Annotated in this window: 16 protein-coding genes; 6 read left to right on the top strand and 10 right to left on the bottom strand. The window is 56.2% G+C overall.

Annotated features, from left to right (window positions below; genetic code table 11):
* Positions 1-9: 9 nt before the first annotated feature.
* Positions 10-657, bottom strand: coding sequence for a 3-isopropylmalate dehydratase small subunit (gene leuD, locus ACAM29_RS03810; RefSeq protein ID WP_369623242.1), 648 nt, complete (start codon positions 655-657; stop codon positions 10-12).
* Positions 658-671: 14 nt separating this feature from the next.
* On the bottom strand, positions 672-2,090 hold the full coding sequence (gene leuC / locus ACAM29_RS03805) for a 3-isopropylmalate dehydratase large subunit (protein ID WP_369623241.1): 1,419 nt from the start codon (positions 2,088-2,090) through the stop codon (positions 672-674).
* 152 nt (positions 2,091-2,242) lie between these two features.
* On the opposite strand from leuC, the gene ACAM29_RS03800 reads away from it, so the two are divergent.
* Genes ACAM29_RS03800 through ACAM29_RS03790 form a run of 3 tightly spaced genes read left to right on the top strand, consistent with a single transcriptional unit; the run spans position 2,243 to position 5,121 of the window.
* Positions 2,243-3,112 carry a LysR family transcriptional regulator gene (locus ACAM29_RS03800; RefSeq protein WP_091823115.1) on the top strand — a complete coding sequence of 290 codons (870 nt, stop codon included), beginning with the start codon at positions 2,243-2,245 and terminating at the stop codon, positions 3,110-3,112.
* A 58-nt stretch (positions 3,113-3,170) separates the two neighbouring features.
* Positions 3,171-4,070 (top strand): poly(R)-hydroxyalkanoic acid synthase subunit PhaE, encoded by a 900-nt coding sequence (locus ACAM29_RS03795; RefSeq protein ID WP_369623240.1) that lies wholly within the window; start codon positions 3,171-3,173, stop codon positions 4,068-4,070.
* A complete protein-coding gene (locus ACAM29_RS03790; protein WP_369623239.1) occupies positions 4,051-5,121 on the top strand; it encodes an alpha/beta fold hydrolase in 1,071 nt (356 codons plus the stop codon). Before ACAM29_RS03795 ends, ACAM29_RS03790 begins: the two co-directional genes overlap by 20 nt.
* Positions 5,122-5,174: 53 nt before the next feature.
* Here ACAM29_RS03790 and phaR read toward each other — a convergent pair whose 3' ends face one another.
* From phaR to prmB, 7 genes are all read right to left on the bottom strand, one after another.
* Entirely contained in the window at positions 5,175-5,750 is a 576-nt protein-coding gene (gene phaR / locus ACAM29_RS03785; RefSeq protein ID WP_369623238.1) for a polyhydroxyalkanoate synthesis repressor PhaR, read from the bottom strand.
* Positions 5,751-5,763: 13 nt separating this feature from the next.
* A complete protein-coding gene (locus ACAM29_RS03780) occupies positions 5,764-6,018 on the bottom strand; it encodes a DUF6489 family protein (protein WP_369623237.1) in 255 nt (84 codons plus the stop codon).
* Between the two features lie 66 nt (positions 6,019-6,084).
* Positions 6,085-7,239, bottom strand: a complete 1,155-nt coding sequence (locus tag ACAM29_RS03775) for an MFS transporter (protein ID WP_369623236.1) — start codon at positions 7,237-7,239, stop codon at positions 6,085-6,087.
* A gap of 63 nt (positions 7,240-7,302) precedes the next feature.
* Positions 7,303-8,160: a polyamine aminopropyltransferase gene (gene speE, locus ACAM29_RS03770; protein ID WP_369623235.1), complete on the bottom strand. Its 858-nt coding sequence runs from the start codon at positions 8,158-8,160 to the stop codon at positions 7,303-7,305.
* The gene (gene speD, locus ACAM29_RS03765; RefSeq protein ID WP_175527570.1) at positions 8,138-8,635 is read right to left on the bottom strand and encodes an adenosylmethionine decarboxylase; all 498 of its coding nucleotides are present in this window, start codon (positions 8,633-8,635) and stop codon (positions 8,138-8,140) included. Before speD ends, speE begins: the two co-directional genes overlap by 23 nt.
* 282 nt (positions 8,636-8,917) lie before the next feature.
* A complete protein-coding gene (aroC, locus tag ACAM29_RS03760; RefSeq protein WP_206834379.1) occupies positions 8,918-10,009 on the bottom strand; it encodes a chorismate synthase in 1,092 nt (363 codons plus the stop codon).
* 17 nt (positions 10,010-10,026) lie between these two features.
* Entirely contained in the window at positions 10,027-10,944 is a 918-nt protein-coding gene (gene prmB / locus ACAM29_RS03755) for a 50S ribosomal protein L3 N(5)-glutamine methyltransferase (protein WP_369623234.1), read from the bottom strand.
* A 70-nt stretch (positions 10,945-11,014) separates the two neighbouring features.
* Here prmB and ACAM29_RS03750 point away from each other — a divergent pair, with 70 nt between their 5' ends.
* The 3 genes from ACAM29_RS03750 (at position 11,015) to folE (ending at position 13,415) form a co-directional block, all read left to right on the top strand.
* Positions 11,015-11,590, top strand: a complete 576-nt coding sequence (locus ACAM29_RS03750) for a Smr/MutS family protein (RefSeq protein WP_369623233.1) — start codon at positions 11,015-11,017, stop codon at positions 11,588-11,590.
* 100 nt (positions 11,591-11,690) lie between these two features.
* Entirely contained in the window at positions 11,691-12,776 is a 1,086-nt protein-coding gene (locus ACAM29_RS03745) for a PilT/PilU family type 4a pilus ATPase (RefSeq protein ID WP_369623232.1), read from the top strand.
* A 99-nt stretch (positions 12,777-12,875) separates the two neighbouring features.
* Entirely contained in the window at positions 12,876-13,415 is a 540-nt protein-coding gene (folE, locus tag ACAM29_RS03740; RefSeq protein ID WP_369623231.1) for a GTP cyclohydrolase I FolE, read from the top strand.
* Positions 13,416-13,443: 28 nt separating this feature from the next.
* On the opposite strand, the gene ACAM29_RS03735 is transcribed toward folE, so the two are convergent.
* Complete coding sequence (locus tag ACAM29_RS03735) at positions 13,444-14,301, bottom strand: DUF4892 domain-containing protein (protein WP_369623230.1); 858 nt, start codon at positions 14,299-14,301, stop codon at positions 13,444-13,446.
* Positions 14,302-14,328: the final 27 nt, after the last annotated feature.

The raw sequence follows: 14,328 nt of genomic DNA, 5'->3' as shown, positions 1-14,328 counted from the left end.
CAGTTCAGTTTACTTGATCGCATCAAACAGCCAGGGCGCTTCCTGACGACGGCGCGCTTCATACGCCTTGATCTCGTCCGCGTGCTGCAGGGTCAGGCCGATATCATCCAGACCGTTGAGCAGACAGTGTTTGCGGAAATTGTCGACCTCAAAGGCAAACTCTTCGCCGCACGGGGTGACCACTACCTGACGCTCCAGATCCACGGTCAGCTGATAGCCTTCAGTCGCTTCAACCTCTTTGAACAGCTGGTCCACCTGTGCCTCGGGCAGCACGATCGGCAGCAGGCCGTTCTTGAAGCAGTTGTTGTAGAAGATATCGGCAAAGCTCGGCGCAATGATGGCACGAATACCGAAATCATCCAGCGCCCAGGGCGCGTGTTCACGACTGGAGCCGCAGCCGAAGTTTTCCCGCGCCAGCAGCACACTGGTGCCCTGGTAGCGTGACTGGTTAAGCACGAAATCCGGGTTCAGCGGACGACCGGCGCAATCCTGATCCGGCTGACCTTCATCCAGATAACGCAGCTCGTCGAACAGGTTCGGGCCAAAACCGGCACGCTTGATCGATTTCAGAAACTGCTTGGGAATGATCATGTCGGTATCGACGTTGGCACGATCCAGCGGCGCAGCAATACCGGTGTGTTGGGTAAATTGTCTCATTTCGCTCTCCCGTCTTACTGCATCAGCTCACGTACATCGATGAAATGGCCAGTCACTGCAGCGGCAGCAGCCATGGCAGGGCTGACCAAGTGAGTACGACCACCAAAGCCCTGACGCCCTTCGAAGTTACGGTTGGAAGTGGACGCACAGTGTTCGCCCTGCCCCAGCTTGTCCGGGTTCATCGCCAGACACATGGAGCAACCCGGCTCGCGCCATTCAAGACCGGCTTCGATAAAGATCCTGTCCAGCCCTTCAGCTTCGGCCTGCGCCTTCACCAGACCGGAGCCCGGCACCACCAGCGCCTGCTTGATATTCGCCGCTACCTTACGACCTTTCACCACCTCGGCGGCAGCACGCAGGTCCTCGATGCGAGAGTTGGTGCAGGAGCCGATAAATACACGATCCAATTGAATATCGGTGATCTTCTGATCGGCCTTCAGTCCCATGTACTTGAGCGCACGGCGAATGCCATCCGCCTTGACCGGATCGGATTCCGCTTCCGGGTTCGGCACTAACGCACTAACCGGCGCCACCATTTCAGGCGAGGTACCCCAGGTCACCTGCGGCTGAATATCCTCAGCCTTGATCTCGACAACGGTATCAAACCGGGCATCTTCATCGGAGACCAGACCTTTCCAGGCAGCCACGGCGGCATCCCACTGATCCGCCGTGGGCGAGAACGGGCGGCCCCGGAAATATTCAATCGTGGTGTCATCAACGGCCACCAGACCGACGCGGGCACCGGCTTCGATCGCCATGTTGCAGATGGTCATACGCCCTTCCATGGATATTGAACGGATGGCACTCCCGCCGAATTCAACGGCATAGCCGGTGCCACCGGCGGTACCGATCACGCCAATAATGTGCAGTACCACATCCTTGGCGGTAACACCGGCACCCAGTTCTCCATCCACGCGCACCAGCATGTTTTTCATTTTTTTGGCGATCAGGCACTGGGTTGCCAGCACATGCTCAACCTCGGAAGTACCAATACCGTGAGCCAGTGCGCCAAAGGCACCATGGGTGGAGGTATGGGAGTCACCGCAGACCACAGTAGTGCCCGGCAGCGTCATGCCCTGCTCGGGGCCGACCACATGCACGATGCCCTGACGCTGATCGTTCATCTTGAATTCGGTAATGCCGAACTCGTCGCAGTTGGCATCGAGGGTTTTCACCTGAATTCGGGAGACCGGGTCCACAATCTGATCCACACCGCCGTCACGTTGAGTGGTCGGCACGTTGTGGTCAGGGGTGGCCAGGTTGGCATCGATACGCCAAGGCTTGCGGCCAGCCAGACGCAGGCCTTCGAAGGCCTGCGGCGAGGTCACTTCGTGCAAAATCTGACGATCGATGTAGATCAACGCGCTGCCGTCTTCGTTCTGGCGCACCAGATGGGCGTCCCAGAGCTTGTCGTATAAGGTTTTTCCGGCCATGTTATCTCCCCTCATGTTGTCCGGTCTCATGGCAATAGGTGATCATCCTAGTGCAGCCTTGCCCAACACACAAATTCATAATTTTTATGATTTGAATTCCGAAAAGGAATAGATAGACTAAGCCATATCTCTTCACCGGAATCAGCGATTGCATGGATACTGCCGGACTGCATGCCTTTGTCACCGTGGCCGACTGCGGCTCTTTCTCCCAAGCCGCCCAACTTCTGTTTCTGACCCAGTCCGCGGTGAGCAAACGCATCGCCCTGCTGGAAAGCCAGCTCGATTGCCGCCTGTTTGACCGCATCGGCCGCCAGGTGATGCTGACCGAAGCCGGTTTGGCGCTGCTGCCGCGCGCACGCCAGATTCTACTGTCGATTGAGGATGCCGAACGCATGTTGGGCAATCTGTCCGGCATGATCGGCGGGCGACTGGCACTGGCCACCAGCCATCACATCAGCCTGCATCGCCTGCCGCCGATTCTCAAAACCTTTGTCGATCGTTTCCCTGAGGTTGAGCTGGATCTGCAGTTTGCTGCCTCGGAGGTCGCCTATGAAGGCGTCCTCAAGGGCGAGCTGGAATTGGCGCTGATTACACTGGCACCGGAACAGGACGACCGTATTTGTGCACGTACCGTATGGCATGATCGGCTGCAATATATGGTGGCGCGTAATCATCCACTGGCACAACTAAACCGCCCCTCACTCACCGAACTGAACCGCTACCCGGCCATTCTGCCCGGTGCCGATACCTTTACCCACCAACGCGTGAGGCAGCAACTGGCGCTGCAGGGACTGGAACCAAATCTTGGCATGAGCACCGATTATCTGGATACCATACGCATGATGGTAAGCATTGGCCTTGGCTGGAGTCTGCTGCCAGAGACCATGATTGATGACCAGCTGGTACGACTGAATACCGGCACCGAACCGATCGTGCGCCCGCTGGGCTATATCCACCACCGTGACCGCACCCTGAGCAATGCGGCGCGGGAACTGGTCAAGCTGCTTGAACCCGGCGTTTAATCTGCACCGCGCATGGTTTAAGATCAAAACCCCTCCAGCCCACGCGGAGTCCTGACAGGTGAGCGAGCAACTATTGAACATCATGCGCCAGTGGCTCGATCAACTGGAGCAACACACCACCGGCGAGCAACCAGGCTGGGAACAACTGCAGCAGCTGCTGAACAAGGTCAATGACCGGCAACTGCCCGAGGAACACGCCGAACTGTTGCTGAAACTGACCCGCCAGAGCGCCGGTTTCAATCGCTTCGCCACCGAACTTCTGCAACAGGCCGAACAGGGCAGCATCGACTCTGAACAGTTGCTTGAGCACTTCAAGCAACATCTGGATGAGCTGACGCGTGACTGGGTGTTGCACAGCTGGCAGCTGCCGGAACAGCTCGGCATGCTGCTGGGCCTGTTCAATCTGCAGCAGGCACCATGGCAGGACAGCCTGAACCAGTTTACCCAACTGCTGACAGGACTGCTGGCCAATCTGCAACCGCTTACCCGGCCCGACCTGATCAGTCAGCTGCGGGAGTCCATCAGCCTGCTGGAGCGCTTTCAGCAGGCACGTACCGCCTACATGGCTCAACTGAGCGCTATCAATACCCTTGCTCTGGAGCGGATGAGCGAACAGCTTGAGCGGGATGCCGTTACCGATATCGACCATCTGCACCAACTCTGGATCGAATGCTATGAGTCGGTGTACCAACAACGAATTGCCAGCGAAGAGTACAGCCTGGCCCTGGGTGAAATCAGCAACGCCGCCATGGCGCTGCGCCAGGGCTGGCAGCAGCAGCGCGACCGCTTCTGTTCGGCCCTGGGGCTGGTAACCGACACCCGCCATGACGAACTGGCCCTGCGCCATCATCAGCTGCGCCGTCGGGTACGCACGCTTGAGCGCGAGCTGCAGCAGTTGCGCGCAGTGCACGCCCCCGCTTCCGATCACAAGGACACCCATGCCCAAGATCAGTCTTGATGCCGAGCGTGCCCGCCAACAACTGGCCGCACAAACACAACATCTGAATGACAGCATCAGCAACCTCAGTCAGCTGGACAGCCGCCACCAGAGCGCCGAACGGAATGAAATTTTCAGCGCCGATGGCGTGCGTCTTTACCACTATCCCCCCACAACACGCTCGCGCACTCAGACCCCGCTGCTGATCTGTTATGCGCTGGTCAATCGTCCCTGGGTGCTGGATCTCAGCCCCGAGCGCTCGTTTATTCGCCGCCTGTTGGATGAAGGCATTCCCGTCTACCTGATCGACTGGGGTTATCCGAGTCGCAGCGACCGTTTTCTGCAGCTCGAAGACTATCTTGAGGACTATCTGGACCGCTGCGTGGACCGGGTGTTGCAGCACAGCGCCGGAGAAAAACTGAATCTGGCCGGCATCTGTCAAGGGGGGGTATTAAGCCTCTGTTATACAGCCTTGCATCCCGATAAGGTTCGCAACTTGATTACGCTGGTAACACCTGTCGACAGCGCCCAACCGAGCTTCAGACTTGGACGGCTGACCGCCCATATCGACCTGGAGCTGGCAGGCGCTGCCTACGGCAATCTGCCAGGGCCGTTGCTCAACGAGATTTATCAGGCACTCAAACCGATGCGACTGGGGCTGGAAAAGCGGCTTCGAGCGGGCAAGGAGCTGAGCGGCGATTCTGAGCGCGCACTGAACTATCTGCTGATGGAGCGCTGGCTCAATGATTGCCCGGATCTTGCCAGTGCGGCGCTGCAGGAGTTTGTACAGCTGTTTTTCAGGGACAACGCCCTGCTGAAACCGGAAGGATTTGAACTGGCTGGTGAAACTCTGAGGATGCAGGCGCTGACACAACCCCTGCTCAATATCTTCGGTCTGTCAGACCATTTGGTACCGCCGGAAACCGCTTCTGCACTAAAACAGATCACCGGCAGTGGCGACTACACTGAACTTACGGTCAAGGCGGGCCATATCGGCACCCTGACCGGACGCAAGGCACTGGAGCAGGTCCCAACCGCCATTGCACAATGGCTCAGGCAGCGGGACTTTTAATCAGTAACTGGTAAGCTGGCAACCGGTAAGCAGGTAACAGGCCGAAAGCGGTTTTACGCCTTGCTTGATTTGCTGCTGGACGCAGCCTTTGTGCTATCGCCGGTTTTGGCTGTTTCCTGCGTCGCTTCAGTCTTGGCTGATGCGTCCGCGGTTTGCTCTTCTTCAGTGGCTTCAGAGCCTCGAGGGGCAAACATGTTCCACACCGCCATATTCTGATCGGCAAAGCGCCCCATCATGGTCAGCGGGTTGGCTGCGCCCATCATGGTCTGCATCTGCTCACGGATCCGATCCTGATGCTCGAGGAAGGCGGCAATACTCTGCTCCAGATACTGACTCATCATCCCCTGCATGCTGTCGCCATAGAAGCGGATCAGCTGCTGCAGGACCTGATTGGTCAGCAGGGTGCCATGCCCTTCCGCTTCCTGCTCACTGATGATCTGCAGCAGAATGTTGCGGGTCAGGTCGTTGCCGGTCTTGGAGTCCTGAACCTGAAATTTCTCGCCACTGAGTACCAGCTGCTTCACGTCCTCAAGGGTGACGTAACAACTGCGCGATGTATCGTACAGGCGTCGATTGGTGTATTTACGCAGAATCCGCACTGCCGCTTCTCCTGTTCCACTCTGACTCATCCGTCACTTCCGTTCAGTCGGTATCGCGCTTGCTGCTTCCATACTGGTTCATCATGCTGAACAGCAGCTTCTGGAAAGCCTCCATCGAGCCGATACCGTTATTAAGATAGGGCTTGAGCAGAGTGAGCGGGTCATAACCATCCGCCCCCGCTTCCATCTGCTCACGCACCTTGGCAATCATCTCCTGCTGCAGGCTCGCCACATCGGGTAACCCCAGGGCTCGACGCAGCTCCTCCGGTGTCATCTCAATATCAATTCTGAAGTTCATGTTTACTCCGACCGATCTGACCCGTAATTAAGGTTCATACTATAGCAACTGCAGTGCAAAACAACTTCAGCTCGCACTTTGCTGCGCTTTTTCCGGATATATCCAGATCAATGTCAACACAATAGCCACCGCAGCCGCTGCTGCTGCCAGCAGAAAACTCCACTGCCCCAAGCTGCTCCAAAGCTGCCCGGAAAGAATCGCACCCGCCGCACCACCAGCGCCAAAGCCAAGAGATGAAAACAGCGCCTGTCCACGCCCCTGAGTTGCAGTCCCGAAGTAATGCTGCACCAATGCAATCCCCACCGCATGCAGACTGCCAAAGGTCGCCGCATGCAGCAGCTGCGCAAACAGCATGACCGGCAGCAAGTCCGGCAGCATGGCGGTCAGACTCCAGCGCAGCACGCACATCAGCAAACTGACCAGCATGATGTGACGCAGACTGAATTGTCGCAACAAACGCGGCATAAGGATAAACAACAGAATCTCGGCCACCACCCCCAGCGCCCAAAGCAAACCGATCTCGCTGCGCGTATACCCAAGGTCCTGCATCATCACACTGTAGAAGGTGTAGTAAGGCCCGTGACTGAGCTGCACCAGAAAGCAGATGGCAAAAAAAGCGATCACCTGCGGCTGGCGCAAGATGGCACCGATTGCAGCACCGCCATCATCCGTAGGAGCCGTTCGTTCGGAGCGGGCAGGAATGATCAGCGTATTAAGCCATATCAATATCATCAACCCCAGAACGATCCAGGGCAGCACTGCAATACCAATGAGATCCAGCAACCATCCGATCAGTACAACTGCAAGTACGAAGCCCACCGAGCCCCAGACACGAATGCGACTGTAGCGGGCTTTTTCCTTACCCAGATAGCCCAGGGTTATCACTTCAAATTGGGGCAACACCGCGTTCCAGAAAAAGCTGAAGCCCGCCATCACCAGCGCTATGCCCAGTGCACTGGTCTGCCAGAATACAAGGATGAAGATCAGCCAGGTTGCCAATGCTCCGAAGCGAACAATTCGCACCCGCTGTCCGGTTCTGTCCGCAAGCCAGCCCCACAGGTTGGGCGCTATGACTCGCGACACATGGAGTATGCCCATCAGCCAGCCGATCGCAGTGGCGCCAAAACTCAGCGACTGCAACCACAGGGTCCAATAGGGGACCAGCGTGCCCAACAGGGCAAAATAGAAAAAATAGAAGCCGGACAGGCGGACATGAGGCATAGGTCAAAATCACGAAAAAGCCGGCACTGTGGCCGGCTTGGAAGATCGAGTCTGACGCGAGCGTCAGAGTGAATCCAGTGCGGTCACAACATACTGCGGCAGTGCAAAACTGGCAACATGCAACGCCGGATTGTAGTAACGGGTGTAAATCTCGCTGGCCTCATAGCGCATCTGAACAGTGTTCAGATCAAGCTGACGCAACGCCGGATTATCCGTCGCCCAGGCAAAAGTCATCACACCGCCCGCATAGGTGGGCACTGCCGCATTGTAGAAGGTCTGATCGGCAAAATAGGGGCCCAGACGCCGGCGGGTTGTGAGAATTTCATCCGGTTGCATGAACGGCACACCGTTTTGCGCCACAAATACACCGCCTTCATTCAGGCAATGCTTGCAGCCTTCATAGAAGCGACTGGAGAACAACACCTCACCCGGCCCAACCGGATCGGTACAGTCAGAGATGATCACGTCGAATGTTTCCTGACATTCGCTCACGAACTCAACGCCGTCCGCAATCACGATATTGGCGCGTGGATCATCGAAAGCGCCTGCGGAATGATTGGGCAGGTACTGACGACACATATCGATCACGGCTTGATCAATTTCGACCTGAGTGACATGCTCAACACTGGCATGCTTGAGCACCTCGCGCAGAATACCGCCGTCTCCACCGCCAATGATCAGGACACGCCTGGCATCGCCGTGCGCCAGCAGTGGCACGTGAGTCATCATCTCATGGTAAATGAACTCATCACGCTCCGTGGTCTGAATAATGCCATCAAGCGCCATCACCGTACCGAACTCCCGGTTACGGAAGATGATCAACTCCTGATGTTCGGTTCGGTGTTCAAACAACACCTGATCCAGCGTAAAGCTCTGACCGTAACCTGCGTACAACTTCTCAACGTAGGTAGTCGTCGTCATCAATGCTCACCTTGCCTCGGAGGATCTCTTCAACTTCAACCTTTGACGGGGCAAAGGCTGCTTCCAGTACCGGAATGGCTTTGGCCGGCTCCGATTCGCCACACATGAACACATCGAATGCCGCAAAGTTACGCTCCGGCCAGGTGTGTACACTGATATGGGATTCTGCCAACACCGCCACACCCGAGATACCGCCATTGGGGGTAAAGTGATGCAGGTGAATGTGCAGCAGTGTTGCCTTGGCAGCCTTTACGGATTCACGCAGTGCCTTTTCCATCACTTCAAGATCATCCAGGCGGGAAGCGCCGCGCAGATCGATGATCAGATGAGTACCGGCATAGCGGTGTCCGTCGCGTTCAATGAAAAAGTCCAGACGCTCTTCATCGTCGCCCTGTGTGTAGGCTGGCCAATCAGCAACACTGCCTTCAACCTCTTGGTCGTTGACTTCTGACGCCAGGTCAATCGCTTCTTGCATGGGGAGTGACTCCAGACAAGCCTGTGCTTGCGCACAGATAAAAAACAAAAACCCAACCTCTCAGGTTGCGCTGAACCCTGCAGCAGCGCTAGTAAAAGTCGAAGGGCGTATATTCAGACACCTTCTCAGCGCGTTACAGATTTCGCACACCCCAAAGGGTTGGGACGTAGGGAATTTCTGCCGCATTTATACCGCGTTATGCTTAAATTTCAAGCAAAAAACGGCTTACAGTCAGAAAAAATTAATATTGCTCCATTAAACTCAAAGGGTTACAAACCTGACTCAGCTCAGCACCGGAAGGTTTGTCTCAACATCTCCATTCTGACCACGATCACGCAGAAGGTGATCCAGTAGTACTATGGCCATCATCGCCTCGGCAATGGGGGTTGCGCGGATGCCGACGCAAGGGTCATGCCGTCCCTTGGTCACCACCTCAATCGCTTCGCCAGAAGCGTTGATGCTTCGACCCGGCAAACGCAGACTGGAGGTTGGCTTAAGCGCGATATGCGCCTCAATGGCCTGCCCCGTCGAAATGCCACCCAGAATGCCGCCAGCATGATTGGAAAGAAATCCCTCAGGCGTCATCTCATCACGGTGCTCGGTACCCTTCTGATTTACCACGGCAAAACCGTCACCAATCTCGACACCTTTGACCGCATTAATGCTCATCAAGGCATGTGCCAGATCGGCATCCAGTCTATCAAAGATCGGCTCCCCGAGCCCGACCGGCACACCGGAGGCCTGCACGGAGATACGCGCACCGATGGAGTTACCCTCCTTGCGCAGCTCATCCATGTAGACTTCCATCTGTGCAGCCGCGTCTGCATCTGGCGAGAAGAAGGGGTTATTATCCACCTCGTTCCAGTCGAAGCGACTCATGTCGATCGCGATCGGCCCAAGCTGGGACAGATAGCCACGCACCTGCACACCTTTCTGAGCCAGCACTTTCTTGGCGATGGCGCCTGCAGCAACACGCATGGCGGTTTCCCGTGCCGAAGAACGACCACCGCCACGGTAATCACGAAAACCATACTTGTGCGAATACACATAATCTGCGTGTGCCGGGCGGAAGGTCTCGGCAATATTGGAATAGTCCTTTGAGCGCTGATCAGTATTTTCGATCAACAATCCAATCGGAGTGCCTGTGGTCTTGCCCTCGAACACACCGGACAGGATTCGCACCTGATCCGGCTCACGACGCTGAGTAGTGTGGCGTGATGTACCCGGCTTGCGGCGATCCAGGTCCGCCTGCAGATCCGCTTCACTCAGCTCAATCCCCGGAGGACAGCCATCCACTATGCAGCCCAGTGCCGGCCCATGGCTTTCGCCGAAAGTAGTGACAGTAAAGAGTTTGCCAAAGCTGTTACCCGACATACGCTATCTCTGTAGGTTCATAAAAGCGCCGCATGAGCCCGCAGCTCTGCCGCTGTAATGGTAAATACGCCGTTGCCACCGGCATCCAATTCGACCCAAATCAACGGCAGCTCGGGATAGGCCTGCATCAGATGCACCTCTGAGTTGCCGACCTCAACCACCAGCAGGCCTTCATCGGTCATGTGGTCGGCCGCTTCGCGCAAAATACGGCGGGTGATATCAAGCCCATCATCACCAGAGCCCAGCGCCAGACCCGGCTCATGTTGATACTCGGCCGGCATACTGGCCAGGTCATCTGCATCCACATACGGAGGGTTACTCACGATTAGATCGTATCGCTCACCCTGCAGGTTCTCGAACAGATCACCCTGGCGGGCCGACACCCTATCACCCAATTGATGACGTTCGATATTGCGCTGAGCCACTTCAAGCGCATCGGTGGAGATGTCAGCAAGGTCAACCTCAGCCTCCTCAAAGGCATAGGCACAGGCGATACCGATACAGCCACTGCCGGTGCAGAGATCCAGAATCCGGTTAACCGACCCGGGGCGCAGCCAGGGTTCAAAACCGGTCTCAATCAACTGAGCAATGGGTGAGCGCGGGATCAACACACGCTCGTCCACATGAAACGGCAACCCCATGAACCAGGCTTCACCCGTGATGTAAGGCAGAGGGCGCCGCAGCTCCACTCGCTGGTGCAGATAATCCAGTACGCGTTCTTTTTCGGTTTGGGTCAGGCGCGCATCGAGCACGGCAGGATCGGTATCCCAGGGAAGATGCACCGCATTGAGCACCAGTTGACTGGCTTCGTCCCAGGCGGTCACATGACCGTGCCCAAACCAGACTTGATGCTGATGGAAAGCCGATACCGACCAGCGGATATAATCACGCAGGGTATGCAGTTCGGAAGTAATCGCCACTTGATCCGGATTCATCTCTCGCCCGATAATGCGGAATTATGTTGATTCAGGCCGGTTATGTTAATGAAATCCCCCGTTGAACGCCATGTCTTATCCTTCTGACCAGGAGCAGGACGACGATCTCGACTTCGACTCTGCCATGCAGGGCGTTACACGGATACGTCACGATCGCCATGTAGACCCCGATGCGGGCAAGCTGAAGCTGCGACGCAAACAGGACAGCGCCACTCGCTTTCGCCGGCAGGCCGCTGAACAGGAGGTTGAACAGGTGATTGATGGCCTGTCGTCTGAAGCTTCCCAGATCGTCGATTCTGCCGATGAGCTGCTTTTTGCGGCTCCCGGCGTTCAGCTGCGGCTGCTTAAACGCCTGCGACTTGGCCACCTGCCCTGGGAGGCCGGGCTTGACCTGCACGGCTATACGGTCGAGTCGGCCCGGGATGAACTCAGCGGATTCATTCGAGACGCATCGCGTCAACAGCTGCGCTGCGTACTAATTATCCATGGCAAAGCCTACACTCAGCCCGGCCAGCCAGCCCTGCTCAAGTCATGCGTCAACGACTGGCTGCGCCAGTTGCACGATGTACTGGCTTTCAGCTCTGCCCAGCCACGGGATGGAGGTACCGGCGCGGTTTATGTACTGCTCCGCAAGAAGGGGAGCTGAGCTTTTCCTCCGTTTCCGGACAAGCTCTGCTATGATGCAGATGTTGTGAATCTGACCTCTTATTTCCGGCCACCCCGCCTTCAGGGCATGCAGGCCGGTAATGCTGATGCTGGGACCTGCGATGATCGATCTTCACAAATATCTTAACCTGATGGCCGATACCAGTGCATCAGATCTGTTCCTGAGTACCCACACCCCGATCCAGATCAAGGTTGAAGGCAGTATGCGTGAGGTTGATACAACCCCACTGCCCCCCGGCTCCACTGAAGAACTGTCCAACCACTTGATGACCAACCATCAGCAGGAACAGTTCAAACGTGAGCTGGAAATGAATTTTGCCTATGAAGTACCCGATATCGGTCGTTTCAGGGTGAACGTCTACCGACAGCGCGGTGATGTTGCACTGGTGATTCGCATGATTCGCCACAAGATTCCATCCATTGAAGAACTGAATCTGCCCTCGATTCTGAAAAGTCTGGTGATGTTGCGCAGCGGACTGGTGCTGCTGGTCGGCTCAACCGGCTCGGGCAAGTCAACCTCACTGGCCTCGATGATTGAATATCGTAACCAGCGCGCTACCGGCCACATCCTCACCATCGAGGACCCGATCGAATTTTTGCACACCAACCGAAAATCCCTGATCAATCAACGCGAAGTGGGTGTCGATACCCTGTCCTACAGCAATGCCCTGAAGAATGCCCTGCGCGAAGCCCCGGATGTAATCCTGATTGGCGAGATCCGTGATCGAGAAACCATGGAACAGGCGATTCGCTACTCTGAAACCGGCCATCTGTGCATCTCAACTCTGCATGCCAACAACAGCGTTCAGGCTGTGGAGCATATCGTCAATTTCTTCCATGAAGCAGAAATGCACAAGATCAACACGGACTTGTCACTCAATCTGAAGGGGATCGTGGCCCAGCGGCTGATCCGGGATGTAAACGAGCGCTACATCCCAGCCACTGAAGTGATGATCAACACCCCCTATATCGCCAAACTGATTGCCCGTGGAGAGTATTCTCGCATCCGAGAAGCCATTGATCAGAGCAGCAACAGCGCCGCACACACCTTTGACGCCAACCTGCTGCATCTATATCAGGACGGCAAAATCACGCTCGAAGAGGCACTGCACAACGCCGATTCACGCAACAATGTGTCACTGAGACTCAAGCTGCTGGGAGGCTGATCCCCAACTCACAGCGCAACGGCCTTTACCCTAGTGCTCTGTTCGGGTATTTTACCCGGTTTTCACCCAAGCCAGCCCCACTCCTGAGGAATGCAGCAGATGGAAGCAGAATACGCCAGCATCATAGAACAGCTCGGAGAAGATATTGGCCGCGACGGTTTGCGTGACACGCCGGCACGTGCTGCCAAGGCGATGCGCTTTCTGACACGCGGTTACAACCAGAGCCTGGATGAGGTCGTCAATGGCGCCCTGTTTTCCTCAGATAACAGCGAAATGGTGTTAGTACGGGATATAGAGCTGTATTCCATGTGCGAACATCACCTGCTGCCGTTTATTGGCAAGGCGCACGTTGCCTATATCCCTCAGGGCAAGGTAGTAGGCCTGTCCAAAATCGCCCGCATTGTTGACATGTATGCACGCCGACTGCAGATCCAGGAAAACATGACCAAAGAAATTGCCGAAGCCATTCAGCAAGTTACGGAGGCAGCGGGCGTTGGGGTTGTGATTGAGGCACAGCATATGTGCATGATGATGCGCGGCGTGGAAAAGCAAAACGCCATGATGAAAACCTCAATGATGCTGGGCTCTTTCCGAGAAAACCCGGCAACCCGTACCGAGTTTCTGTCGTTGATTCGCTGACCCTAAAAACCAGGGGTGGCCGCCCATATCAGCGGCCACTCCCCCTTCGCATTACCACGATCGCAACCTGTCGCCGACTGCCCAGCACACTGGGCACGAGACTGCCAACACCTCTGGCCTTGAGCTGGCGCACATCGCCCCCCTTCTCCACCACCTGTCGCAACAAACGGTCGGCGGCCTCTTGAGACTGGCGCAGAGTCAATTCCAGGTCCTGACCCTGCCAGTGAACAACCAGCCACAACTCCTGCCCCGGCATGCCCTGCATCATATCCAGCAAGGAAGCGACGGTTCGATCCGACGACTCAGGCCAGTTCTGCAGCTCAACATAACCCTGCTGTGCCAACACAGCTAAAGGGTCGCTGATGGTCTGACTTTCATTTTCGAGCACATCCATGTGAAGAAAAACCCGGCCATTTCCTCTGCGTACGGCATAGAGTGCCACGTGAGCCTGGTCCAGCCGCATGGCCACATAAGACTGTGTATTGTCGATCCCGTACAAGCGTGACTGACCAAAGACGTCATTTGCCCAGATACTGCTCGGACCACACTGGCGACCGGAACATTCAAACATCACCTGAGCCCCTCTGTCGTCAAGCTGGGCACGCAAGAAGCTGAACCCTGACTGAGGATCATAACCATCCGGCAGCTGCCAAGTCATACGTGACAGACTGGCCTGAAGCCTCTGATCACGGTCCGTACGAATCCGGCCGTTAATTTTCATGATGCCACTGAGCATCAAGCGATAGTCTGGCTCCTGTCGCTGCTCTGAGCTGATCAGCTGAGATTGCGGAAAAGGATTCAGCTGCAGAGGAATCTCAAACTCGGCTGCCTGCAGCGCGGGGGTAACCAGCAATAATAGCGCTAGCGTCTTCAGATACTGTTTCATGCCTGGCTCCTTCCTCTGCGCCGCGCG

The organism is Marinobacterium sp. BA1, from assembly GCF_041155135.1.
GTDB classification, from domain to species: domain Bacteria; phylum Pseudomonadota; class Gammaproteobacteria; order Pseudomonadales; family Balneatricaceae; genus Marinobacterium; species Marinobacterium iners.
Note: the sequence above shows the minus strand (reverse complement) of the source record. Positions and strands in the feature narration are given on the sequence as shown.